General features: G+C 64.7%; 18 protein-coding genes. 7 read left to right on the top strand and 11 right to left on the bottom strand.

Annotated elements, in window-relative coordinates:
- Window positions 1-112 precede the first annotated feature (112 nt).
- The 8 genes from K8374_RS01440 to glnE form a co-directional block, all read right to left on the bottom strand.
- Window positions 113-1,555, bottom strand: coding sequence for a lipopolysaccharide kinase InaA family protein (locus K8374_RS01440; protein WP_224457677.1), 1,443 nt, complete (start codon window positions 1,553-1,555; stop codon window positions 113-115).
- Window positions 1,555-2,307, bottom strand: a complete 753-nt coding sequence (locus K8374_RS01435; RefSeq protein ID WP_224457676.1) for a lipopolysaccharide kinase InaA family protein — start codon at window positions 2,305-2,307, stop codon at window positions 1,555-1,557. Before K8374_RS01435 ends, K8374_RS01440 begins: the two co-directional genes overlap by 1 nt.
- Window positions 2,304-3,047: a lipopolysaccharide kinase InaA family protein gene (locus tag K8374_RS01430; protein WP_224457675.1), complete on the bottom strand. Its 744-nt coding sequence runs from the start codon at window positions 3,045-3,047 to the stop codon at window positions 2,304-2,306. The genes K8374_RS01435 and K8374_RS01430 overlap by 4 nt, the downstream gene beginning before the upstream one ends.
- Window positions 3,047-3,853, bottom strand: coding sequence for a lipopolysaccharide core heptose(I) kinase RfaP (gene rfaP, locus K8374_RS01425; protein WP_224457674.1), 807 nt, complete (start codon window positions 3,851-3,853; stop codon window positions 3,047-3,049). The genes K8374_RS01430 and rfaP overlap by 1 nt, the downstream gene beginning before the upstream one ends.
- Entirely contained in the window at window positions 3,850-4,974 is a 1,125-nt protein-coding gene (locus tag K8374_RS01420; protein WP_084856292.1) for a glycosyltransferase family 4 protein, read from the bottom strand. Before K8374_RS01420 ends, rfaP begins: the two co-directional genes overlap by 4 nt.
- The gene (waaC, locus tag K8374_RS01415; RefSeq protein WP_196154458.1) at window positions 4,974-6,032 is read right to left on the bottom strand and encodes a lipopolysaccharide heptosyltransferase I; all 1,059 of its coding nucleotides are present in this window, start codon (window positions 6,030-6,032) and stop codon (window positions 4,974-4,976) included. The genes K8374_RS01420 and waaC overlap by 1 nt, the downstream gene beginning before the upstream one ends.
- Entirely contained in the window at window positions 6,033-7,082 is a 1,050-nt protein-coding gene (gene waaF / locus K8374_RS01410; RefSeq protein ID WP_224457673.1) for a lipopolysaccharide heptosyltransferase II, read from the bottom strand.
- A gap of 214 nt (window positions 7,083-7,296) precedes the next feature.
- Window positions 7,297-10,230: a bifunctional [glutamate--ammonia ligase]-adenylyl-L-tyrosine phosphorylase/[glutamate--ammonia-ligase] adenylyltransferase gene (gene glnE, locus K8374_RS01405; protein WP_224457672.1), complete on the bottom strand. Its 2,934-nt coding sequence runs from the start codon at window positions 10,228-10,230 to the stop codon at window positions 7,297-7,299.
- 384 nt (window positions 10,231-10,614) lie between these two features.
- Here glnE and aceE point away from each other — a divergent pair, with 384 nt between their 5' ends.
- The 5 genes from aceE to K8374_RS01380 all read left to right on the top strand — a co-directional run bounded on the left by aceE (window position 10,615) and on the right by K8374_RS01380 (window position 19,407).
- Window positions 10,615-13,260 carry a pyruvate dehydrogenase (acetyl-transferring), homodimeric type gene (gene aceE / locus K8374_RS01400; RefSeq protein ID WP_224457671.1) on the top strand — a complete coding sequence of 882 codons (2,646 nt, stop codon included), beginning with the start codon at window positions 10,615-10,617 and terminating at the stop codon, window positions 13,258-13,260.
- A 13-nt stretch (window positions 13,261-13,273) separates the two neighbouring features.
- Window positions 13,274-14,914, top strand: coding sequence for a dihydrolipoyllysine-residue acetyltransferase (aceF, locus tag K8374_RS01395; RefSeq protein WP_224457670.1), 1,641 nt, complete (start codon window positions 13,274-13,276; stop codon window positions 14,912-14,914).
- A gap of 350 nt (window positions 14,915-15,264) precedes the next feature.
- A complete protein-coding gene (locus K8374_RS01390; RefSeq protein ID WP_224457669.1) occupies window positions 15,265-17,958 on the top strand; it encodes a putative bifunctional diguanylate cyclase/phosphodiesterase in 2,694 nt (897 codons plus the stop codon).
- 150 nt (window positions 17,959-18,108) lie between these two features.
- Window positions 18,109-18,774 carry a peptide-methionine (S)-S-oxide reductase MsrA gene (gene msrA, locus K8374_RS01385; RefSeq protein ID WP_084856306.1) on the top strand — a complete coding sequence of 222 codons (666 nt, stop codon included), beginning with the start codon at window positions 18,109-18,111 and terminating at the stop codon, window positions 18,772-18,774.
- Between the two features lie 9 nt (window positions 18,775-18,783).
- Window positions 18,784-19,407 carry a glutathione S-transferase gene (locus K8374_RS01380; protein WP_224457668.1) on the top strand — a complete coding sequence of 208 codons (624 nt, stop codon included), beginning with the start codon at window positions 18,784-18,786 and terminating at the stop codon, window positions 19,405-19,407.
- A 145-nt stretch (window positions 19,408-19,552) separates the two neighbouring features.
- Here K8374_RS01380 and K8374_RS01375 read toward each other — a convergent pair whose 3' ends face one another.
- Entirely contained in the window at window positions 19,553-20,053 is a 501-nt protein-coding gene (locus K8374_RS01375) for an ATP-dependent zinc protease (RefSeq protein WP_196154466.1), read from the bottom strand.
- A 182-nt stretch (window positions 20,054-20,235) separates the two neighbouring features.
- Between K8374_RS01375 and K8374_RS01370 the strand changes: the two genes are divergently transcribed.
- Window positions 20,236-21,123, top strand: coding sequence for an acyltransferase (locus tag K8374_RS01370; protein ID WP_224457667.1), 888 nt, complete (start codon window positions 20,236-20,238; stop codon window positions 21,121-21,123).
- A gap of 169 nt (window positions 21,124-21,292) precedes the next feature.
- Entirely contained in the window at window positions 21,293-22,654 is a 1,362-nt protein-coding gene (locus tag K8374_RS01365) for an APC family permease (RefSeq protein ID WP_224457666.1), read from the top strand.
- A 123-nt stretch (window positions 22,655-22,777) separates the two neighbouring features.
- Here K8374_RS01365 and K8374_RS01360 read toward each other — a convergent pair whose 3' ends face one another.
- Together K8374_RS01360 and fdhA are read right to left on the bottom strand one after the other, a co-directional pair.
- On the bottom strand, window positions 22,778-23,356 hold the full coding sequence (locus K8374_RS01360) for a DUF2780 domain-containing protein (protein WP_224457665.1): 579 nt from the start codon (window positions 23,354-23,356) through the stop codon (window positions 22,778-22,780).
- Window positions 23,357-23,505: 149 nt separating this feature from the next.
- Entirely contained in the window at window positions 23,506-24,705 is a 1,200-nt protein-coding gene (gene fdhA / locus K8374_RS01355; protein ID WP_224457664.1) for a formaldehyde dehydrogenase, glutathione-independent, read from the bottom strand.
- Between the last annotated feature and the right edge of the window lie 172 nt (window positions 24,706-24,877).

Below are 24,877 nucleotides of genomic sequence, written 5' to 3'. Positions count from 1 at the left end.
GGGGCCGCTTAGTGGGCCTTGAGACAGGTGCTGCCCGTAAGGTCGAGCGCCGCCCGCGCGCTCGATCTGACAGGCACCGAAGCGCTTTAAATGAACAAGGAGCAGCCCCTGATTATTCGCCCAACCGCGGCAACAGCTCATCCAGCCGCCGATGCAGCGCACTGTCACTGGGCCAGTTGCGCAGCATCCGCGCCCGGTCTCGGGCGTACGCCGGGGCGAAGCTCAGTTGGGTGGCGTGCTGGCACATGGCATCCAGGTCGATCAGCGACCACTGGCCATCCTTCCAGAACAGGTTGTGGCCCTTGAAGTCGCCATGGCTGATGCGCTCGTGAATCAGCTGCTGCATCAGGTGCACCAAGGCCTGCACCTGCTCCTGTGGCGCATCGCCGCTTTCCACGTAGGGCCCGAAGCACTCGATCAGGTCCGGCCCGTCGACATACTCGGTCACCAGGTAGGCGCGGCTGCGCAGGCCCATCACCCGCTGCTCCAGCACCGCCAAGGGCCGTGGCGTGGCGATGTCGAGAAACGCCAGGCGATGGCCTTCGATCCATGAATGCCAAGCACGGCTCGGGCGCCAGAAGCGCTTGAACCAGTGGGCGGTGTTCTTGATGTTGTAGCGCTTGAGCACCAGGGTGCGGCCATCCACCTCGATACGCGCCACGCTGGCCGCACCACCGGTTTTGTACAGGTGGCCTTCGTCGATCAACGCATCGGCCTGCTCCAGTACCGGCAACAGCGCCTCACGCTCAGACCGGCGAACCGCCCGCAACCCGGACAGGCTGCGCTCGACGCTGAACAGCGTGCACTCGCGCCCGGCCTTTTCCAGGTAGTCCTTCAGGCGCCAGTGACGCACCTTGTCGATCTGCTTCTGCAGCGCCTCCAGCGGCAAGGCATGTTCGGCGTTGGCCAGCAGGTAGTGCACCAGCAGCTCTTCGATGAACGGTTCCAGGCGCTTGGGCAACTGGGCGAACAATACGCCCAGGTTCTCCAGCACTTTCTGGCGCGACAGTTGCTGGCCTGGGGCTTCGGCTTTGATGCCTGCGCCGTCGATCAGGTACAGCTTGCCGCCATGGCGCAGCAGGTTGTCCAGGTGCAGGTCTTCCTGCCATAGGCCCTTGGCATGCATCTGCGCCACGGCCGCGAGCGCTTCGCCCAATACCAGCTGCTGCTCGTCGGCCAGCACCGGCAAGTTTTCGACGTCGGCCCAGGCGTCGGCAAGGCTCTGCGCACCCTCGAGGAACTCGAACAGCAACCAGCCGCCCTCGCCTTCCTGAAGGCCGTCTGCCAGCAGTTGCGGGGTCGTGAGACCCTGCCCGGCCAGCAGCTTCACACCCTCCAGCTCACGCTGGAAATGGCGGGCGGCATTGCTGCCCACCAGCAGCTTGGCCAGTACCGGGGTACCACGCCAGATGCCGGCGCCGACATAGCGCTGGCCCGGTAGCACACGCAGCAGGCTGAGCAGCTGCAGATCGGCACTGCCGGCGGCATCGGCCAACGTCACGGTCAGGGGTAGCGATGGGCTGCGCCCGGCGTTCTTCAATTCGGACAATTGCATCAGCGCGCCTCCTTTTCACGGCGGCGGCGCACCAGGCGCTGCAGCCAGGTATCGACCAGCGTACTGTCTGCCGGCTGTTCAAGATAGGCCGCCAGCAGGTTGCGCACGTCCGCCTCGCTCCAGGCACCCGCTCGGCGTAGCAAGGGTTCGAGGTCCTTGAGCCGGTCGCGCATGCCGAACAGCAGCGGGCGGGTCTTTTCCAGGTCGATCAGTTGAGCCTGCCAGCCTTCGCGACGTTCGCGCAGGAAGATGTGCTTGGGATAGAAACAGCCATGCACCTGGCCTGCGGCGTGCAGGGTACGGGCCAGCTGGCCACAGGCCTGCAGGATACCCAGGCGGTTGGCGGCTTCGAGCTGCGGCCACTGGGCCAGCAGGCTGTCCAGGTCACGCCAGTCGTCCAGGGCCCGGGTCATGAGGATGGCCCGGTGTCGGCCGTTACCTTTGCGCTCACCATAGAACACCGCCTGCAAGGCGGGGATCTTCAGCTTCTGGTAACGGCTGATGTTACGAAACTCTCGGGCGAAGGTCGGCTCGCCGAACGGGCGGTGCAGGGTGCGGGTGAGGTAGTCGCTCTGGCGCTTGAGGTAGAACCCCTTGCCCTCGAGCTCAAGACGAAAGACGCTGCTCCAGCCGCCACGGCCGGTGTTGGGTTCGTCCACGGCGTCCAGTTGCAGCGCCCACAGCGCCTCGAAGTCGTTCAAGCCATGACGTTGCAGCAGCGCCTGGTCGGCGCTGGCCAGGTAGTCGGTCATTCCCTTCCCTCGAAAAAGCTCACCACCTGGCGAATGCACTGCTTGTCCTTGGCCGTGAGCCGTTTCTGCTCACGGTATTGCAGGTAGAAACGCAGGCGTTGGGTCGATGACAGGTGGTATTTGGCGACCTTGTCCAGGCATGCCAGGTCCTTGATCAGGCGGTGGCGCAGCATGCAGGCGCGGCAGCCGCGCCAGAAATCACCGGTGGGGCAGTCGATGAAGAACACCGTGGCGTTGTCGTCCACCAGCAGGTTGCGCCACTTCAGGTCGTTGTGGGCGAAACGGTGCGCGTGCATCACCCGGGTGTGGCGCGCCACCTGGCGGCTGACGTGGTCGACCCAGGCGCGGTCGGCCAGGCGTGGGTCGTTACGCTCGGCCAGGGCCGAGAGGTCCTCGGTGCGCGGCAGCTCGCGGGTGATCATGGCACCGCGGCCGAAGGCCAGGCCGTTGCGCTCGAGGCCGTAGGCCACCACTTCGGCGGTGGGGATATCCCATTTGGCGAACTGCTTGAGGTTCTGCCACTCGGCCTTGATCCGCGGGCGGCCCACATAGCGGCGCAAGGCCTTGCCGGCGCCGGTGTAACGCTTGACGTAGTAATTGACCCCGTCGCGCTCGATGCGCACCACTTCGCTGAGTGGGTCGCGGGTCAGGCGTTCGCCCTGAAGGGCGAACACCGCATCCAGACTGCCGAAATCCGCCGCCAGGCCTTCGTAGCCTGGTGCCAGTGTCCAACCCGCCATCAGAGCGCATCCCCATAGCGTTGCTTGCGATCGTAGAGTTTCTGCGCCTTGCGTTCGAGCCAGGCGAGCAGCGCGGCCTCGTCGGCCAGCACCTGGCGCAACGGGCGCTGGAAGTAGCCACGCAAAAAGCGCAGCTTGTCGCGGCGGGTCAGGCCGATGTCCAGGGCCGAGAAATACAGGGCGGCCAAGTCTTTGTCACGCCAGCGGCGGGTGATGCTGGCACGGGTCTGGGCGCGGTGCAGGTCGATCACCGACAGCTTCAGATCGTCGGGCGTCACCGGCCGGTCGGTGTGCAGCAGGAAGTGGCAGATATAGCAGTCGCGGTGGTTGACCCCGGCACGGTGCATGCCACCGGTCATCTTCGCCACCTCGGCGATCAGCGCCCACTTCAGGCGTGGTTGCGGCGGCTGCCTGACCCAGTCGAGGCTGAAGTCTTCCAGGCTAATGGTCGGCGCCAGCTCTTCGGTGACGATGAACGAATGCTGCGTGGCCGGGTTGCTGCCGCGCTCGCCATAGGCCACCGCGGTCATGGTCGGCACGCCGACTTCATGCAGGCGCTGGATCGCCCGCCACTCCTGGCCGGCACCGAGCACCGGCAGCTTGGCGCTGAACAGGTTCTTGAAGATCTCGCCCCAGCCGATGCCACGGTGGATCTTGACGAAGTAGCCCTCGCCGTCCACCTCGGTGCGCAAGGTGCGCCGGCCTTCGAGCTCACGGAACACCTCGCCCTGCAGGCCTTCCACGGCCTCGAAGGGATCGCGCCCGGCCCACAGGCGCTTGAAGGGTTCGGCCAGTATCAGCTTCATGCGGCCTCCTGCCCGAGGATCACGTCGGCAGCATGCTGCGGCATGCTGTACAAGTCGGCGGTGTCGGCGAAGGCCAGCCCGTTGCGCGACCAGTCGGCGCGAGCCTGGGCATCTTCGAGCATGCGCTGCAGGTAGCGGTTGAGCTGGTCCTGCTCGAACGGCTCGTCCAGCACCAGGCCACTGTCGGCTTCAGCGATGTAGTGGGCGTAGCCGCACACCTGGGACACCAGCACCGGCAGGCCGGCAACCAGCGCCTCGAGCAGCACGGTGCCGGTGTTCTCGTTGTAGGCCGGGTGGATCAGCAGGTCAGCCCCAAGCAGGAAGCGCGGGATGTCGCTGCGCCCCTTGAGGAACTGCACCTGCTCGCCCAGGCCGAGCGTGGCGCTCTGCAACTGGAATACCTTGGGGTCGTCCTGGCCGATCACCATCAGCCGGGTACGCTTGCGCAGGGCCGAAGGCAGCGCGGCCAGGGCCTTGAGGCTGCGGTCGACGCCCTTGGTCTTGAAGCCCGAGCCGATCTGTACCAGCAGCAGGTCATCATCGCCCAGGCCGAATTCCTTACGAAAATCGGCGCGGATCGCATCGGCGTCGGCAGGGCGGCGGCGGTCCTGGGAAATACCCGGTGGCAAAAGGTGGAAACGCTCCACCGGCGTGCCGTAGTGCTTGATGAACAGCGGCTGCTGCACTTCGGAGATCATCAGCACCTCGGTGTGGGCATCCTTGGCGAACACCGCCCGCTCGTATTCGGCGAAGTGGCGGTAGCGGCCCCAGCGACGGTATAGGCCGCCACGCAGAGTCTGGGCCTTGTCTTCGAAGCAGCCATCGGCGGCGTAGTACACATCCAGGCCGGGCATCTTGTTGAAGCCAATCAGGCGATCGACCGGTCGCTTGGCAAGGTCGGCGGCCATCCAGGCGCTGAGCTTCTCGTTGCGCCGATGGTTGAACAGCGCCTTGACCGGCGCCACCAGCACCTCGAAACCCGGTGGAATGTCACCTTCCCAGATCAATGTGTAGACACGGATCTGGTGCCCCCGCTTCTGGCACTCCAGGGCGATGCGCATGAAGTCACGCTGCAGCCCGCCGAAGGGGAAATACTTGTAGAGCACAAAAGCCAGTTGCATCAACGAACATCCTCAGCCAGCAGCAACGCGCTCAAGCGGCTCGCCACATGCTCGGGATTCAGGCGAGTGAAGCACAGCGGCCACTCGCGTTTGAGATCGAACCGGCGCAAGTCTTCGGCGCTCGGTTTATAGGTGCACTTTTTCTGCAGGCAAGGCGCGCACGGCCAATCGCTGGCCTGGTGGACCTGGCTGCGCCCATAGGCGCCGGTAAGGCCCGGGTTGGTCGGGCCGAACAGCGAAATGGTCGGCACGTCCAGCGCTGCCGCCAGGTGGCCAAGGCCGGTATCCACCGCCACGCAGGCCTTGGCTGCCGCCAGCACGCGTGCGACGCCCGCCAGGTTCAACTTGGGCAGTACCTCGCAGTTCTTCAAGCCCTGGGCGATGCGCTCGGCGCGTGCCTTCTCCGCAGGGTTGCCCCAAGGCAGGCGCACCTGCAGGTTACGCCGGCCCAAACGCTCGGCCAGCTCGCGCCAGTAGGCCTCGGGCCAGTGCTTGGTGGCCCAGGTTGTGCCATGCAGGAATACCACGTAGGGCGCGGCAGGCGGCAGTTGCAGGCGGTCGAGGTCCAGACCGTAGCGGCCAAGGCCTTCGGGCAGATCATAGGCCAGGGCCAGGGCGAACAGCTGGCGCACCCGCTCCACCGCGTGCTGGCCGACCGCGACCGACAGGCGCCGGTCATAGAAGCGGCTGGCCCAGCCTTCGCGCGCCGAATAACGGTCCAGCCCGGCCACCGGCGCCTTGACGTAGCGGGTCAGCCAGGCCGACTTGACCAGGCCCTGAGCGTCGATCACCAGGTCGTACTTGCGCTCGCGCAAGCGCTGCTTGAACGCCTTCCACTCGCCGCTCTTGAGCGTCTGCCAGAGGTTCTTGCGCCAGCGGCGAATGGCCACCGGGATGACCTGGTCGACGGCCGGGTGCCAGCTGGGGATCTCCGCGAAGCCTTCTTCCACCACCCAGTCGAAACGGATGCCGGGAATGGCGTGGGCAGCATCGGTGATAGCCGGCAAGGTGTGGATCACGTCTCCCAGGGAGGACGTCTTGATGATCAGGACCCGCACTTAGTCGACCTCGGCCATGACATCGATCAGGTTCGGCCCGCCCAGGCGCGTGAGCGCGGCGATCACCTGCCCAGGCTCGAGCAGGCGCAGGCAATTGTAGTGGCCAAAGCGGCAGGTCCGGTCGAAACAGGGGCTGCACTCGATGCCCAGGCGCACGATTTCCACATGCTCGGCCAGCGGCGGGGTGAAGCCCGGCGATGTAGAACCGTAGACCGCCACCAGCGGGCGGTTCAACGCGGCTGCCACGTGCATCAGGCCCGAGTCGTTGGACACCACCGCATCGGCGCAGGACAGCAGGTCGATGGCCTCGGCCAGCGAAGTTTCCCCCGCCAGGTTATAGGATTCTTCACGGAACCCTGGGATCAGCCGGTCACGGATCGACTCACCCACCGGGTGGTCGTTCTTCGAGCCGAACAGCCATACCTGCCAGCCCTGACGGATCATCGCATCGGCCACTTCGGCGTAGTGCTCGGCCGGCCAGCGCTTGGCCTCACCGAATTCGGCACCCGGGCACAGCGCCAGCACCGGCCGGTCCAGTGCCAGGCCGAACTTGGCCAGGGCAGCGTCGCGGCTCTGCGCTTCGATCTGCAGGCTCGGTCGCGGGTAGGGCTGCGGCAACTCGGCGCCCGGCGCGTAGGCCAGCGCCATGAAGCGCTCGATCATCAGCGGGTAGCGGGCCTTGTCCAGCTTGCGTACGTCGTTGAGCAGGCCGAAACGCATCTCGCCGCGCCAACCGGTGCGCTTGGGTATGCCGGCGAAGAACGGCACCAACGCGGATTTCAACGAGTTGGGCAGGAGGATCGCCTGGTCATACTGGCCCACCAGCGATTTGCCGATACGCCGGCGCGTGGCCAGCTCCAGCGCGCCATGGCCGAGCGGGAAGCTCAAGGCTTGGCGCACCTCGGGCATGCGTTCGAGGATTGGCCGGCTCCACTCGGGAGCCAGCACATCGATCACGCATTCGGGGTGCTGTTGCTTCAGGCACTGGAACAAGGTCTGCGCCATCACCATGTCGCCGACCCAGCTGGGGCCAATGATCAGTATTCTCATGCTTGGTCCAGAAACGTTCGGGGAGGCCCGGCGCTGGCCTGGCCTCCCCTCTTTATATTCAGGCTATGTGGCGGACAGTGTACCACCGGTAGTGAGGCATGGATTTTTGGGGCCGCCTTGCCGCCCTTTCGCGGCACAAGGCCGCTCCTACAGGAACCGCACAGCCCTGAGCGGCCTTGTGCCGCGAAAGGGCCGCAGGACGGCCTCGGCAATCTCAGGTCAACCCCAGCTCCCCCCAGATCCGCCGCACTTCGCGGCGTTCGTCGGCAAACTGCGCCGCATCGATCACCCCCGCCTGCTTCTGCAGGGCCTGGCGGTGGGAGGCCGAGCGGAACGCCTTGTACACCTCACGCAGCAGCACAGCATCGCGGGCAGGCATCAGGCCGGCCTGCTCGAGCTCTTCCAGGATGCGGATATTGTCGGTCCAGCGCAGCATGGCCGGATGGTCGTGGGACCAGGCCAAAGCGGCGTATTGCACCATAAATTCGATATCCACGATACCGCCGGCATCCTGCTTGATATCGAACGGCACGCCGGCCTCGAAGGCATTGGCGGCAGTGCCTGCGGCGGTGCTCTTGGTACCGAGGTTGTCGCGCATCTTGGCGCGCATCTCGCTCACTTCCACCCGCAGCTTGACCAGGTCACGCGGCTGGCCGAGCACCTGCGCCCGCACCTGCTCGAAGGCCGCCCCCACCTGCTTGCAGCCCACCAGCACCCGTGCCCGCACCAGGGCCTGGTGCTCCCAGGTCCAGGCTTCGTTCTGCTGGTAGCGCTCGAAGGCGCCCAGTGAGCTCACCAGCAGCCCCGCAGCCCCCGAAGGGCGCAGGCGCATGTCGACGTCGTAGAGCTGGCCGGAGTTGGTCTGGGTGGTCAACATGTGGATGATGCGCTGGCCCAGGCGGGTGAAGAACTGCGCGCCGTCGATGGGCTTGGCGCCGTCGGTTTCGGCCTGGGGGTCGCCATCGTGGATGAATACCAGGTCAAGGTCCGAACCATGGCCCAGCTCGATGCCCCCGACCTTGCCATAGCCGACGATGATGAAGCCCGGATCGCACAGGCTGCCGTCGCTGCGCCGGGGCTGGCCATGGCGCGCCACGGTCTGGCGCCAGGCCAGGGCCAGCACCTGGTCGAGAATCGCCTCGGCCAGCCAGGTCAGGTAGTCGCTGACTTTCATCAGCGGCAGGTTGCCGGTGATTTCCGACGCGGCCACCCGCAGGCTATGGGCCAGCTTGAAGTGGCGCAGGGCCTCCATCTGCTGTTCCAGGTCATCCTCGGGGATGCGTGTAAGGCGCTCGCGCAGTTCGGACGCCAGTTCCGGCGCCAATGGTGGGCTGAACAGGCGGCCTTCGTTGAGCAGTTCGTCGAGCAGCAGCGGGAAGCGGGCGATCTGCTCGGCGATCCATGGGCTGGCCGCACACAGGGTGAGCAGGCGGCGCAAGGCGCCCGGGTTCTCGGTGAGCAACACCAGGTAGGCCGAGCGCCGCGCCACGGCCTCGACCAACGGCAGCACCCGCTCCAGTACCAAGTCCGGGTCGTCGTGCTCCACGGCCTGGGCCAGCAGGCGCGGAATGAAGGCATCCAGGCGCTCGCGACCGATGCGCTGCATCGAACGCAGCTGCGGGCTTGCCCGCAGGGCGGCCAACCGGCGCAGGGCCTCGGCGCTCTGGCGGAACCCGGCTTCCTCCAGCTGGCGGCAAGCCGCCTCCTCGTCCTGGGCCTGTTCCCACAACGGCGACCACTCGCCACCGACCACCAGCTCGCCCTCGCCTTCTTCATCATCCGGGTCGGCGATCACCTGACGGAAATGCCAGTCGATGCGCTCACGCCAGTGCATGAGCTGCGCATGGAAGGCCGGCCAGTCGGCAAAGCCGAGGATATAGGCCACGCGCGCGCGGTCCTTGTCGTCTTCGGGCAGCATCTGCGTCTGGCGGTCGGCGATGGCCTGGATGGCATGCTCGGTGTAGCGCAGGAACTCATATCCCTCGCGCAGCTCGGCGACCACTGCAGGCGGCAGGTAGCCCTGGCCTTCCAGGGTGGCCAGCACCTTGAGTAGCGGCCGTTGCTGCAGGCTCAGGTCGCGCCCGCCGTGGATCAGCTGGAACGCCTGGGCGATGAACTCCACCTCGCGGATGCCGCCGGCGCCAAGCTTGATGTTCTCGGCCATGCCCTTGCGGCGCACTTCCTGCTGGATCAGCTGCTTCATGGTGCGCAGCGCCTCGATCGCCGAGAAGTCCAGGTAACGGCGATAGACGAACGGGCGCAGCATGTCCTGCAACTGGGCGCCGGCCACCTGGTCACCCGCCACGACGCGGGCCTTGATCATGGCGTAACGTTCCCAGTCGCGGCCCTGGTCCTGGTAGTACTGCTCCAGCGCATTGAACGACAGCACCAGGGCACCGGCCGAACCGTAGGGACGCAGGCGCATGTCGACGCGGAACACGAAGCCGTCGACGGTCACCGGGTCCAGTGCCTTGATCAGACGCTGGCCCAGGCGGGTGAAGAACTCCTGGTTGTCCAGCGAGCGCTTGACGCCTTCAGTCTCGCCGCCTTCGGGGAAAGCAAAAATCAGGTCGATGTCCGAGGACAGGTTCAACTCCACCGCCCCCAGCTTGCCCATGCCCAGCACCACCATGTGCTGCGGCTGGCCGCTGCGGTTGCCGATGGGGGTGCCGAACTGCTGGCAATGGCGCGGGTACAGCCATCGATAGGCCTGGTCGATGGCGGCGTCGGCCAGGTCGGAAAGGTCGCGGCAGGTCTCGCCCAGCACTGCCTGGCGGGTGATGTCGCGCCAAATGATGCGCACTTGCTGGCGGTTGCGCTCGCGGCGCAGGTTGCGCGCCAGCTCGTCCTCGCTCTGGGCGGCCTGGGCGGCGGCAGCGATGCGCGCGCACAGCTCGCCGGGGGCGAAGGGCCGCTCCAGTTCACCACTGGCTTGCAGGTCGAAAAGCATGGCCGGCTCACGCAGGGCCACTTCCAGGACGAAATCGCTGGCGGCGGCAACCTGATCGAACGCTTGCCGCTGGGCCGGGCTCCAACGGTCCAGGTCCAACCCGTCGAGACCGACGATCGCCTCGCGCAGGGACTGTTGATTACGTGCGACCAGCGGTTGCAGGGCAGCGGGCAGATCGAGCGGCAAAGGCAGGCGCATGGTCTATCCTTGATCGGCGTGAAAGAGAGGGGTAGGTGCGGCCAAGGGGCTGCCGGACCACGGTTGGACTGTCATACAAAAGTTGGAAATAGCTGAAATAAACGAATCATTGGTAAAAAACATCAAGATTCACCCGATCAGAGCCCAGTCCCAACCTACGGGAACGTTTTTCCCCACAAGCCAGAGTGCGACAAAATGCCGCTTTTCTGTAGTTTTACTACTACCCCAGCGCTTCAAAAGCATGAAATGCCGAATCATTTGTAGTAAAACTACACGGCGCCGGATGACTGTCCGGCTAATCCAAGAATTCACGACGTCTGCCCAAAAGGCCAGTCGCAAACTCAGGCCCCCGATTCTGGTGGCCTTTCCGCCCTGGAGCAAGCCATGCAAGACCTCGATCCCGTCGAAACCCAGGAATGGCTGGATGCCTTGGAGTCGGTCCTCGACAAAGAAGGCGAAGACCGCGCTCACTACCTGATGACCCGTATGGGCGAGCTGGCCACCCGTAGTGGCTCCCAGCTGCCGTACGCAATCACCACGCCATACCGCAACACCATCCCCGTTACCCACGAAGCACGCATGCCTGGCGATCTGTTCATGGAACGCCGCATCCGCTCGATGGTACGTTGGAACGCCCTGGCCATGGTCATGCGTACCAACCTGCGGGACTCGGACCTGGGTGGCCACATTTCGAGCTTCGCCTCCAGCGCCACCTTGTACGACATCGGCTTCAACTACTTCTTCCAGGCTCCCACCGAGGAGCATGGCGGCGACCTGATCTTCTTCCAGGGCCACGCCTCGCCAGGCATCTACGCCCGCGCCTTCCTCGAAGGCCGCATCAGCGAAGACCAGATGAACAACTTCCGCCAGGAAGTGGACGGCAAAGGCCTGTCCTCGTACCCGCACCCCTGGCTGATGCCTGACTTCTGGCAGTTCCCGACCGTTTCCATGGGTCTGGGCCCGATCCAGGCGATCTACCAGGCACGCTTCATGAAGTACCTGGAAGCCCGTGGCTTCATCCCGGCCGGCAAGCAGAAGGTCTGGTGCTTCATGGGCGACGGCGAGTGCGATGAGCCGGAATCCCTGGGCGCGATCGCCCTGGCCGGCCGCGAGAAGCTGGACAACCTGATCTTCGTCATCAACTGCAACCTGCAGCGCCTCGACGGCCCGGTTCGCGGCAACGGCAAGATCATCCAGGAACTCGAAGGCGTGTTCCGTGGCGGCGGTTGGAACGTCAACAAGGTCGTCTGGGGCCGCTTCTGGGACCCACTGTTCGCCAAGGACACCAACGGTGCCCTGCAGCGTCGCATGGACGAAGTCATCGACGGCGAATACCAGAACTACAAGGCCAAGGACGGCGCATACGTCCGTGAGCACTTCTTCAACACCCCGGAACTCAAGGCCATGGTCGAAGACCTGTCCGACGACGAGATCTGGAAGCTCAACCGTGGCGGCCACGACCCGTACAAGGTCTATGCGGCCTACCACCAGGCGGTCAACCACAAGGGTCAGCCGACCGTCATCCTGGCCAAGACCATCAAGGGTTACGGTACCGGTGCCGGCGAAGCCAAGAACACCGCGCACAACACCAAGAAGGTCGACGTCGACAGCCTGCGTCACTTCCGTGACCGCTTCGACATCCCGGTCAAGGACGCCGACCTGGAAAACCTGCCGTTCTTCCGTCCGGAAGAAGGCAGCGCCGAAGCCAAGTACCTGGCCGAGCGTCGCGCAGCCCTGGGTGGCTTCGTACCGCAGCGCCGCGCGAAGAGCTTCAGCGTCCCGACGCCGCCGCTGGAAACCCTGAAGGCGATCCTGGACGGCTCGGGCGACCGCGAAATCTCCACCACCATGGCCTTCGTGCGCATCCTGGCGCAGCTGGTCAAGGACAAGGAAATCGGCCAGCGCATCGTCCCGATCATCCCGGACGAAGCCCGTACCTTCGGTATGGAAGGCATGTTCCGCCAGCTGGGCATCTACTCGTCCGTGGGCCAGCTCTACGAGCCGGTCGACAAGGACCAGGTGATGTTCTACCGCGAGGACAAGAAGGGCCAGATCCTCGAAGAAGGCATCAACGAAGCCGGCGCCATGTCGTCGTTCATCGCCGCCGGTACCTCGTACAGCAACCACAACCAGCCGATGCTGCCGTTCTACATCTTCTACTCGATGTTCGGCTTCCAGCGTATCGGTGACCTGGCGTGGGCCGCTGGCGACAGCCGCACCCGTGGCTTCCTGATCGGCGGTACCGCCGGCCGTACCACCCTCAACGGTGAAGGCCTGCAGCACGAAGACGGTCACAGCCACCTGATGGCTGCCACCATCCCGAACTGCCGCACCTATGATCCGACCTACGGCTACGAGCTGGCGGTGATCATCCAGGACGGCATGAAGAAGATGACCGAAGAGCAACAGGACGTCTTCTACTACATCACCGTGATGAACGAAGCCTACACCCAGCCAGCCATCCCGGCCGGCGCCGAGGAAGGCATCATCAAGGGCATGTACCTGCTCGAAGAAGACACCCGCGAAGCCGCGCACCACGTGCAGCTGCTCGGTTCGGGCACCATCCTGCGCGAAGTCCGCGAAGCGGCGAAGATCCTGCGCGAGGAATACAACGTCGGTGCCGACGTGTGGAGCGTCACCAGCTTCAACGAACTGCGTCGCGACGGCCTGGCCGTGGAACGCGCCAACCGCCTCAAGCCTGGCCAGAAGCCGCAGCAGACCTACGTCGAGCAGTGCCTGGCCGGTCGCAAGGGCCCGGTCGTGGCGTCTACCGACTACATGAAGCTCTTCGCCGAACAGATCCGCCAGTGGGTCCCGAGCAAGGAGTACAAGGTCCTGGGTACCGATGGCTTCGGTCGCAGCGACAGCCGCAAGAAGCTGCGTCACTTCTTCGAAGTCGACCGTCACTTCGTCGTGCTGGCTGCCCTGGAAGCCTTGGCTGACCGTGGCGAGATCGAACCGAAGGTGGTGGCGGACGCCATCGTCAAGTTCGGCATCGATCCGGACAAGCGCAACCCACTGGACTGCTGAGGAGTATTTTTAAGTGAGCGAACTCATTCGCGTACCTGACATCGGCAGCGGTGAAGGTGAAATCATCGAGCTGTTCGTCAAGGTCGGTGATCGTATCGAGGCCGACCAGAGCCTGCTGACCTTGGAGTCCGACAAGGCCTCCATGGAGATCCCAGCCCCGAAGGCCGGCGTGATCAAGGAGCTGAAGGTCAAGCTGGGCGATCGTCTGAAAGAAGGCGACGAGCTGATGGTCCTGGAAGTCGAGGGCGCCGCTGCGGCGCCCGAGGCTCCGGCCGCGGCTGCCCCGGCAGCGGCACCTGCCGCCGAAGAAAAACCGGCTGCCGCTGCAGCCCCTGCCCCTGCCGCAGCTCCAGCTGCTGCCAGCGTGCAGGACATCCACGTGCCGGACATCGGCTCGTCGGGCAAGGCCAAGATCATCGAAGTCCTGGTCAAGGCCGGCGATACCGTCGAAGCCGACCAGTCGCTGATCACCCTGGAGTCCGACAAGGCCTCCATGGAGATCCCGTCGCCCGCCGCTGGCGTGGTGAAGGAAGTGATCGCCAAGCTGGACGACGAAGTCGGCACCGGTGACCTGATCCTCAAGCTGGAAGTTACGGGCGCTGCCCCGGCCGCCGCTCCAGCCGCTGCCGCACCGGCACCTGCCAAGGCCGAGGCGGCACCAGCCGCCGCGCCTGCCGCAGCGCCGGCTCCGGCTGCAGCACCCGCTCCGGTCGCCACCGCACCGGCTGCCGGCAGCAACGCCAAGGTCCACGCCGGCCCCGCCGTGCGCCTGCTGGCCCGTGAATTCGGTGTCGACCTGGGCGCGGTCGCCGCGACCGGCCCGCACGGCCGCATCCTGAAGGAAGACGTGCAGGTCTACGTCAAGGCCATGATGCAGAAGGCCAAGGACGCTCCTGCCGCCGGCGCGACCGGTGGTGCCGGCATCCCGCCGATCCCGGCCGTGGACTTCAGCAAGTTCGGTGAAGTGGAAGAAGTCGCCCTGACCCGCCTGATGCAGGTCGGTGCCGCCAACCTGCACCGCAGCTGGCTGAACGTGCCGCACGTCACCCAGTTCGACTCCGCCGACATCACCGAACTGGAAGCCTTCCGCGTTGCGCAGAAGGCCGTGGCCGAGAAGGCTGGCGTCAAGCTGACCGTGCTGCCGCTGCTGCTCAAGGCCTGTGCCTTCCTGCTCAAGGAACTGCCGGACTTCAACAGCTCGCTGGCACCCAGTGGCAAGGCGATCATCCGCAAGAAGTACGTGCACATCGGCTTCGCCGTGGACACCCCGGACGGCCTGCTGGTCCCCGTGATCAAGAACGTCGACCAGAAGAGCCTGCTGCAACTGGCGGCCGAAGCCGCGGCGCTGGCCGAGAAGGCCCGCACCAAGAAACTGTCATCCGACGAGATGCAGGGTGCCTGCTTCACCATCTCCAGCCTCGGCCACATTGGCGGCACCGGCTTCACGCCAATCGTCAATGCACCTGAAGTGGCGATCCTCGGCGTATCCAAGGCAACCATGCAGCCGGTCTGGGATGGCAAAGCCTTCCAGCCCAAGCTGATGTTGCCGCTGTCGCTGTCCTACGATCACCGTGTGATCAACGGCGCCGCTGCCGCGCGCTTCACCAAGCGCCTGGGCGACGTGCTGGCGGATATCCGCACCCTGCTGCTGTAATGCAGCCTCCCTGCCTCACCTCGCAAGGGGTGGGGCAGGCCTGTTTCGAGCTGCCACGCTCGTACCTCAACCCCGTCGTTTGGCGGGGCTTTTTTTGCCTGGAGAAAGCCGGGAGGGCTGCGCCCTTCTTTCGCGGTACAAGGCCGCTCCACAGGGGAATACAGCTCCCTGTAGGAGCGGCCTTGTGCCGCGAAAGGGCCGCAAAGCGGCCCCCATCTACAGATTCCTCCAGGCCCGCCGACAACCTCCCATAGAGTGCTCCCTCCAGGCCGCTTGCCAGCCCTCGGGACATCATGCAACCTTGCCCGATACGCCGCGCCAGCCGCGCCTCCAGTTCAAGCGAGTCTTCGATGAAAAGCCAACCCGATGCCGCCAGCCGTTCGGCGGCCGAGGTCGTCACGCAGCTTCCCGTGCCTTCGCGGCTTGGCATGCTGCGTTTCGAAAGGCTCAACGAAGCCAGCTGGGCGATGCTGTACCTGGACCCTGCCTGCGAACGCCAGTTCGGCCTGCCCGCCGCCGAGCTCTGCGCCTTGATCGGCGCGCCCTACGCCAGCCTCATGGAGCCGGAAGCGCGTTACACGCTGCACGACGAGATCCAACTGCAATTGGCCCGGCGCAACCACTACCGGGTCCGCTACACCCTGCACACCAGCGGGTCGGCCCTGCGTGTACTGGAGGTCGGTGAAGGCTACCGCCAGCATAATCGCCAGTTGCTGCGCGGCTACCTCACAGTGCTGGACGATCAGCAGGACGACCATCCCGCGCCGGTCGCCGACGACCTCGAGTCACGCAACAGCCGCCTGCAGCTGGCCCTGCAATTGAACCAGCGTGCCCAGCAGGAGCAGCTCGAGCACCTGGAGCGCGTGCGCGCCCAGCAGGACCTGATCCTGCGCCTGGCCCGCCAGCGCTACAGCGCCGACAATTCACTGCAGGAGGCCGCCGAACTGATCACCCGCAGCGCCTGCGAGATCTACAAGGTCGACTGCGCCAGCCTCTGGTACCTCGACGATCAGCGGCTCGAACCGATCAGTGCCTGGCGCAGCCATGACCAGCGCCACCACCTGCCGGACGCCATCGACGCCAGCCGCTTCCCCGATTACCTCGACGCCCTGCACGCCAGCCGCGCGATCGACGCCCACAACGCCAGCCAGGATCCGCGCACCCGGGAAATGGCCGAAAGCCTGTACCCCTCCGCCAACAACGCCATGCTCGATGCCAGCATCCGTGTCGACGGGCAGGTGGTCGGCGTGCTCTGCCTGGAGCAGACCGGCACGGCTCGCGCCTGGCAGTCCGACGAGATCGCCTTTGCCGGCGAGCTAGCCGACCAGGTCGCCCAGGTCATCACCAACCACAACCGACGCACCGCCACCAGCGCCCTGAATCTGTTCCAACGGGCCGTGGAACAGAGCGCCAGCGCCTTCCTGCTGGTCAACCGCGACGGCGTGGTGGAATACGTCAACCCAAGCTTCACCGCCATCACCCAGTACAGCACCGATGAAGTGCAGGGCCGCCACCTCGGCGAACTGCCGGCACTGGAAAACCTCAGCGAGCTGCTGTTCGACTCGCCCTCCAGCCTGGCCATGGGCAACAGCTGGCAGGGCGAATTCAGGAGCCGACGCAAGAGCCTGGAGCCCTATTGGGGGCAACTGTCGATTTCCAAGGTGTTCGGCGACAACCGTGAGCTGACCCACTACATCGGCATCTACGAAGACATCACCGAGAGCAAGCTGGCCCAGCAGCGTATCGAGCGCCTGGCCTACACCGACAACCTGACCAACCTGGGCAATCGCCCATCGTTCATCCGCAGCCTCGACGAGCGTTTCGCCCGTGAAGGCGCGATTCCCATCTGCCTGCTGCTGGTGGACATCGACAACTTCAAGCGGATCAACGACAGCCTCGGCCACCAGACCGGTGACAAGCTGCTGGTCAGCCTGGCCCGACGCCTGCGCAACAGCCTGGGCGGCGACGACGTCCTGGCGCGCTTCGCCAGCAACGAGTTCGCCGTGCTGCTCGACGACACTACCCTGGAAGCCGGCCAGCAGGTCGCCCTGCAACTGCTGCGTACCCTCGACAAACCCATGTTCGTCGACAACCAGCTGATCAACGTCACCGCCTCCGTCGGCCTGGCCTGTGCACCGTTGCACGGCAGCGACCCGCAGAGCCTGATGAAGAACGCGGGCCTGGCCCTGCACAAGGCCAAGGCCAACGGCAAGCATCAGGTGCAGGTGTTCACTGAGGTGCTGAACGCCGAGGCCAGCTACAAGCTGTTCGTCGAGAACAACCTGCGCCGGGCGCTAGCCCAGAACGAGCTGGAGGTCTTCTACCAGCCCAAGCTGTGCCTGCGCAGCGGGCGCCTGCTGGGCCTGGAGGCGCTGTTGCGCTGGAACCACCCCGAACGCGGCATGATCCGCCCGGACCAGTTCATCAGCGTGGCCGAGGAAACCGGCCTGATCATCCCCATCGGCAAATGGGTGGTACGCCAGGCCTGCCGCATGAGCCAGCAGCTGCGCAGCGCCGGCGTGGGCAGTCTGCACGTGGCGATCAACCTCTCGCCCAAGCAGTTCTCCGACCCCGACCTGGTGAGCTCGATCGGCACCATCCTGCGTGAAGAAGCGCTGCCGCCACATCTGCTGGAACTGGAACTGACCGAGGGCCTGTTGCTGGAAGCCACCGAAGACACCCACCGCCAGCTCGACGAGCTCAAGGCCCTGGGCCTTATGCTGGCGATGGATGATTTCGGCACCGGCTATTCGTCGCTGAGCTACCTGAAGAAGTTTCCGATCGACATCATCAAGATCGACCGCAGCTTCATCAACGAGATCCCCGACAACCAGGACGACATGGAGATCACCTCGGCGGTGGTGGCCATGGCCCACAACCTCAAGCTCAAGGTGGTCGCCGAGGGCATCGAGACCGCCGAACAGCTGGCCTTCCTGCGCCGGCACCGCTGCGATGTCGGCCAGGGCTACTTGTTCGACCGGCCGATCCCGGGACGCGAACTGGCCGAGCGCCTCAAGCGCTATCCACGTGGGCCGGTGGCCTGACAGACGCGCAAGTCTCGGGCACTATAGAACTCATTCGGGCCCTATCGCGGGACAAGCCCGCTCCCACAGGGTCATGCACAATTCCTGTGGGAGCGGGCTTGCCCCGCGATAGAGCCATCACTCTCTCTCCAAATCCACAGAGGAACGGCCATGGTCCTGCGTTCGGAAATCCTGGTGAACAAAAACGTCATGCCCACTGCGGAGCAGGCCTTGCCTGGCCGCGAAACGCCAATGGCCCTGCCCGAATTCCACTACGTATTCAAGGACACCCCTCTGCTGGGGCCGTTCTTCCAGAACGTGGACTTCGCGATCTTCGGCCTGGGCTGCTTCTGGGGCGCAGAGCGCCGCTTCTGGCAGCGTGAAGGTGTGGTCAGCACGGTGGTCGGCTATGCAGGCGGCTTCACCCCCAACCCTACCTATGAAGAAGTCTGTTCGGGCCTGACCGGGCACACCGAAGTGGTGCTCGTGGTGTTCGACAAGGACAAGGTCAGCTACCGCGAACTGCTGGCGATGTTCTGGGAGCTGCACAACCCGACCCAGGGCATGCGCCAGGGCAACGACATCGGCACCCAGTACCGCTCGGCGATCTACTGCACCAGCCCCGAGCAACTGGAACAGGCCAAGGCCAGCCGTGACGCCTTCCAGGCAGAGCTGAGCAAGGCCGGCTTCGGTGAGATCACCACCGAGATCGACCAGGCCCCGACCGTGTATTTCGCCGAGGCCTACCACCAGCAGTACCTGGCCAAGAACCCCGACGGCTACTGCGGCATCGCCGGTACCGGCGTCTGCCTGCCACCCAGCCTGCAAGGCAACTGAGGACCGGCCATGGCGACAATGACCCTGTTCCACTCGCCCCTCTCGCCGTTCGTGCGCAAGGTGATGGTCGTGCTGCACGAGACCGGCCAGCTAGACCGTGTTGCCCTGCAAGCGGTCAACGTCAGCCCGGTGAGCGGCGACGAGCAGCTCAACCAGGGCAACCCGATCGGCAAGATCCCGGCCCTGCGCCTGGAAGATGGTACCGTGCTGCACGATAGCCGGGTGATCTGCGAGTACCTCGACTTGCAGCACGTCGGCAACCCGCTGATCCCTCGCGAAGGCTCGGCACGCTGGCGTCGCCTGACCCTGGCCTCCCAGGCCGATGCGATCATGGATGCGGCAGTCTCGACCCGTTACGAGACCTTCCTGCGCCCCGAAGACAAACGCTGGGACGGCTGGGTCCAGGCCCAAGGCGAGAAGATCCGCCGCAGCCTGGCCAACCTGGAGCAAGAGCACCTGGCGGAACTGGCATCGACCTTCGACATCGCCGCCATTGGCGTGGCCTGTGCCCTGGGTTACCTGGACCTGCGCCAACCGCAGTTCGGCTGGCGCGAGCAACAGCCCGGGCTGGCGGCCTGGTACGCCGACGTGGCCAAGCGCCCGTCGATGGCCGCTACGCACCCGGTGGTCTGACCTCTGCCTGTAGGAGCACCTCGTGCCGCGAAAGGGCTGCAACGCAGCCCCAGCAAGATCAATGGCGACACCGAAAGCCTGGAGCTGCTTTGCAGCCCTTTCGCGGCACGAGGCCGCTCCTACAGGGGGTTGCGACGCGTTCGGATCAGCAGTCTGGCTTGCCCGCGGTGAACTTGCGCGCTGGGTTCACCGCGGCCTTGAACTCGCGCAGGGCTTTGGAGCCGATCAACAGCGGGTAGTTGAAGCTGCTGCGGTCGGTCAGGTTGACCTCCACGGTGCGCTTCACATCACCCAGGCACAGCTCCAGGTCGACCACCGGGCGCTTGGTGATCTCCGGCTCCTCGCCTTCATCTTCTTCGTCGGCGCGGTTCTTGATCTTGCTGATGCGCGCCACCTTATGTTCATAGACCTTGTCGCCGGCATCCTTGGTGGCCAGACGGAAGCGCACCCAGTCCTCGCCATCGCGGGTGAAACGTTCGATGTCCTTGGCCGACAGCGACGCGGTCAGGGCGCCGGTGTCCATCTTGGCTTTGAACGTCTCGCCGATTTCCGGCACGCCAATGTATTCGTAACGGCCATATAAGGTCGGTTCGGCAGCCATCACGGGAAGGCTGAGCAATGACAACAGGGCAAGCATCGATTTCACGGGATACGCTTCCTTGAGGTGGGGCAGTACTTAGACTGCGCAAGCACGATAGGTTCGTTGTCACAGCTTATCCAACACAATGTGAAACATTTGTCCCCAGGTTCGAGCATTGGACATTTGGCGTAGGGCCAAGCCCCACTTATCATTGCCAACCGCTTTTATCTGACAACAAGAGTCTTTTTATGCGTCGCCTGCTGACCGGCATCCTCACCACCGCCCTGCTGCTGCTCAACACCCTCGTGCTGATCGGCCCGCTGATGGTGTTCGCCCTGCTCAAACTGGTGCTGCCGGGCCGTGGACGCGACTACGCCTCCTGGGCGGTGATGTGGATCGCCGAGACCTGGTCGGAGATCGACAAGGCGATCTTCGCCCTGTGCATCCCGACCCAGTGGGACATCCGCGGCATCGAGAAGCTGCGCCAGGACACCTCCTACCTCTGCGTGAGCAACCACCAGAGCTGGGTCGATATTCCAGCCTTGATCGAAAGCCTCAACCGCCGCGTGCCGTTCTTCAAGTTCTTCCTGAAGAAGGAGCTGATCTGGGTACCACTGCTGGGCCTGGCCTGGTGGGCGCTGGACTACCCCTTCATGAAGCGCTACAGCAAAGCCTTCCTGGACAAGCACCCCGAGCTCAAGGGCAAGGACCTGGAAATCACCAAGGCAGCCTGCGAACTGTTCAAACGCCAGCCGGTCACGGTGGTCAACTACCTGGAAGGCACCCGTTTCAGCGAGGCCAAGCGCCAGGCCCAGCAATCGCCCTACCAGCATCTGCTCAAGCCCAAGGCCGGCGGCGTCGCCTTCGTGCTCGCAGCGCTTGGCGAGCAGCTCGATGCCCTGCTGGACGTCACCATCGTCTACCCCGGCGACAAGGCACCAGGGTTCTGGGACCTGCTCAATGGCAGCATCAGCCGGGTGATCATCGATATCCGTGTGCGTGAGCTCGACCCGGCGCTGTGTGCGGGCGACTACGAGAACGACCCTGAGTTTCGCCAGAGGGTGCAGGCCTGGGTGAACCAGCTGTGGCTGGACAAGGACCAGCGGATCGCGCAATTGCGCACCGAGATGCATTAATTAATCGGCCCAATCGCCGGCAAGCCGGCGATTGGGCCAGAAACACTGTGGAGCAAACCGATTAAAATCCAGATTTATAATCGACATAAGTAACTCTTTGTTTGTCATCACCCACCCAGGTGGATAAAAATCGATCAACGCACAACTACAAAAATGCCTGGATCGATCGATGGCCAAACAACCTTGCAACGCTGCCGAGGCAGCTCCTCAACTTCGCCGTGTCCTGGGGCTTCCCGCCCTGGTGTTCTTCGGCCTGGTGTACATGGTCCCGCTGACCATCTTCACCACCTACGGCATCGTCACCGAGATCACCGGTGGCCGTACCGCCGGCGCCTATCTCGTGACCCTGCTGGCGATGCTGTTCACCGCCACGTCCTATAGCTTCATGGTCAAGCGCTTCCCGGTCGCGGGCTCGGCGTACTCCTACACCAACATGGCCTTCGGCCCGAACATCGGCTTCCTCGCCGGCTGGTCGCTGCTGCTCGACTATCTGTTCATCCCGATGATCAACTACCTGCTCATCGGCCTGTTCCTCAACATCGCCTTCCCTGCCATACCGGCCTGGGCCATCATCCTGGCTTCGATCGCCCTGGTGACCGTGCTCAACGTGGTCGGCATCCATTCGGTGGCCAAGGCCAGCAACTTGATCGTCGGCGCGCAAATTGTCTTCATCGGGGTGTTCGTGGCGCTGTCCTACCAGTCCCTGGCTGGCCAGCCGGTCGACCTGCTCTCGCCGCTGCTGGGCGATGGCAGCCAGCCGGGCTTCGGCCACCTGATGGCCGGTGCGGCGGTGCTGTGCCTGTCTTTCCTGGGCTTCGACGCGGTCTCCACCCTGGCGGAAGAAACCCGTGATGCGCGCCGCGACGTGCCACGGGCGATCATCCTCACCACCCTGGGTGCAGGCCTGCTGTTCACCCTGCTGGCCTATATCAGCCAATTGGTTCTGCCGGGCAGCACGTTCGCCAACGCCGACGCCGCGGCCAACGAAGTGATGTTCAAAGCCGGCGGCCAGTTCCTGGCCAACTTCTTCACCGCCGCCTTCGTCGCCGGCAGCCTGGGCTCGGCCCTGGCTTCCCAAGCCGCCGTGTCGCGTATCCTCTACACCATGGGCCGCGACAAGGTGCTGCCGCAGCGTACCTTCGGCAAGCTGTCGCCACGCTTCGGGACCCCGGTGTTCGCCATCGTATTGGTCTCGGCCTTCTCGTTGCTGGCCTTGGTGATCGACCTCGCCACCCTCGCCTCGCTGATCAGCTTCGGCGCGCTGGTGGCCTTCTCGGCGGTGAACCTGGCGGTGGTGCGTACCCACTTGGTGGGCCAGAGCGCTCACCGCAACCTCAAGGGCCTGCTGTGCTACGGGCTGGTGCCGCTGGTGGGCCTGGGCCTGACCCTGTGGCTGTGGACCAGCCTGTCGGCGCTGACCCTGGTGATCGGCCTGTGCTGGTTCGCTATGGGCCTGGCCTACCTGGCCGTGCTCACCGCCGGCTTCCGCCGCCCCGTGCGCCTGGTGGACTTCTCCGAAAGCCCCCTGTGAGCGGCCTTGCGCCGCGAAAGGGCCGCATAGCGGCCCCAGGGTTTCAGCGTTATCGCAGGTATCGTTGTTGGGGCCGCTTTGCGGCCCTTTCGCGGCGCAAGGCCGCTCCTACATGCAAGCGTGTCAGACCGAAGGCACGGCCGCCGGAGCCGGGGTCGCCCACAGGCTGCCCAGGTTCTGCAACAGCGAGCCGGCGATGCCCTGCTGCCCCAGGTACTGGAGGATCAGCGGGGCGAACTGCCCGATCATGCCTGTGTCCATCCCCAGCAGCTTGAAGGCGTTGTCCAGGTCGCTGCGGTTCTCGACGTTACCCAGGGCATTGCCCAGGGGCGAGGCGTCTTGGCTGTTCTGCCCGAGCAACGCGCCCAGGCCACTCAAACCACCCAGGGCATTGGCACCGGTGAGCAGGTCCAGACCGGGCACCGCCTGGGTCAGCTGGCCATAGTCGGTTTCACTCAGGTTGTTGCGCGCCAGCCCCAGCATCGCACCTGCACCACCGATGGCCTGTTCAGGGGTGATCTTCAGCTCGCTGCCCAAAGTATTGAGCAGGTTGGCCTGGGCGGCCGGGGCCTGCACCTGGCCCTGCTGGCTCGAATGCTGGTTCTGCATCGCCGACACGGCATTGGCCGCGTCGCTCAGGTTATAGGCGAACACCGGGCTTGCAGCCAGGGTCATCAGGGTTGCCAAGGTAAGCGCTTTCATCGGGGGAGGACCTCGTCGGCCGGGATGGCCTGGGAAACGAGGCATTTGACTGGGCAAAACGGGGAATGTTCCGGCCGACCATCGAGGCCGCCATAAACCTGTCCATCATAAAAAAGCCCCTCGATTCGAGGGGCTCTTTCATCAGCGTGTTACGCCGCACCCCACATCTTGTGCGGGTCGATCACGAACTTCTTCGGCACACCTGCATCGAACTCGCCGTAGCCTTGCGGCGCCTGGTCCAGGTTGATCACCTGCACGCCAACCACCTCGGCGATGTTGATACGGTCCCACATGATCGCCTGCATCAGCTGGCGGTTGTACTTCATGGTCGGGGTCTGGCCGGTGTGGAAGCTGTGCGATTTCGCCCAGCCCAGGCCGAAGCGGATGCTCAGCGCGCCGATCTTGGCAGCGGCATCCACCGCACCCGGGTCTTCGGTCACGTACAGGCCCGGGATACCGATGTTGCCGGCAACGCGGGTGACTTGCATCAGCGAGTTCAGCACGGTAGCCGGTGCCTCGTGCTTGGCACCTTCGTGGCCATGGCCGCGGGCTTCGAAGCCGACGGCGTCGATGGCGCAGTCCACTTCCGGTTCACCGAGGATATCGACGATCTGCTCGTGCAGCGGGGTGTCCTTGGACAGGTCGACCACTTCGAAGCCCTGGGACTTGGCATGGGCCAGGCGGGCCGGGTTGAGGTCGCCGACGATGACGCAGGCTGCGCCCAGCAGGCGGGCCGAGGCAGCGGCTGCCAGGCCGACCGGGCCAGCACCGGCAACATAGACGGTGCTGCCTGGGCCTACACCGGCAGTCACGGCACCGTGGTAGCCAGTCGGCAGGATGTCGGACAGGCAGGTCAGGTCACGGATCTTCTCCATGGCCTTGTCGCGCTCCGGCAGTTTCAGCAGGTTGAAATCGGCGTATGGCACCAGCACGTATTCGGCCTGGCCGCCGGTCCAGTCACCCATGTCGACGTAGCCGTAGGCGCCGCCGGCGCGAGCCGGGTTGACGGTGAGGCAGACACCGGTGTGCATCTCTTTGCAGGAGCGGCAGCGACCGCAGGCGACGTTGAACGGTACCGACACCAGGTCGCCGATCTGCATGCGCTCGACGTCGCGGCCCTTCTCGACGATTTCACCGGTGATTTCGTGGCCCAGGACCAGGCCGACCTGGGCGGTAGTACGGCCACGGACCATGTGCTGGTCGGAACCGCAGATGTTGGTGGAGACCACCTTGAGGATCACGCCGTGCTCGATCTTGTTGCCGCGTGGGTCTTGCATTTTCGGGTAGTCGATCTTCTGCACCTCGACCTTGCCCGCGCCGAGATACACCACTCCACGATTGCCAGACATGCTCTTACCTCGCTTGATTTTTATTTATGCAGCGGTGGTGGAACCTGCCGCCATCCGTGGGCGGCATGTGTTACTGGAATGCAGGGAATTGTGGGCCTGATACAACTTGTCGCAGTGACTGGAAGCGACAGGGGATTGCCTGTTAACGGCAGGAAAAAATCATGGCCCCAAT

The sequence above is a fragment of the Pseudomonas sp. p1(2021b) genome (genome assembly GCF_020151015.1).
Classification (GTDB): domain Bacteria; phylum Pseudomonadota; class Gammaproteobacteria; order Pseudomonadales; family Pseudomonadaceae; genus Aquipseudomonas; species Aquipseudomonas putida_K.
The sequence above is the reverse complement of the archived record's forward strand: the minus strand, read 5'-3'. Positions and strand labels throughout refer to the sequence as shown.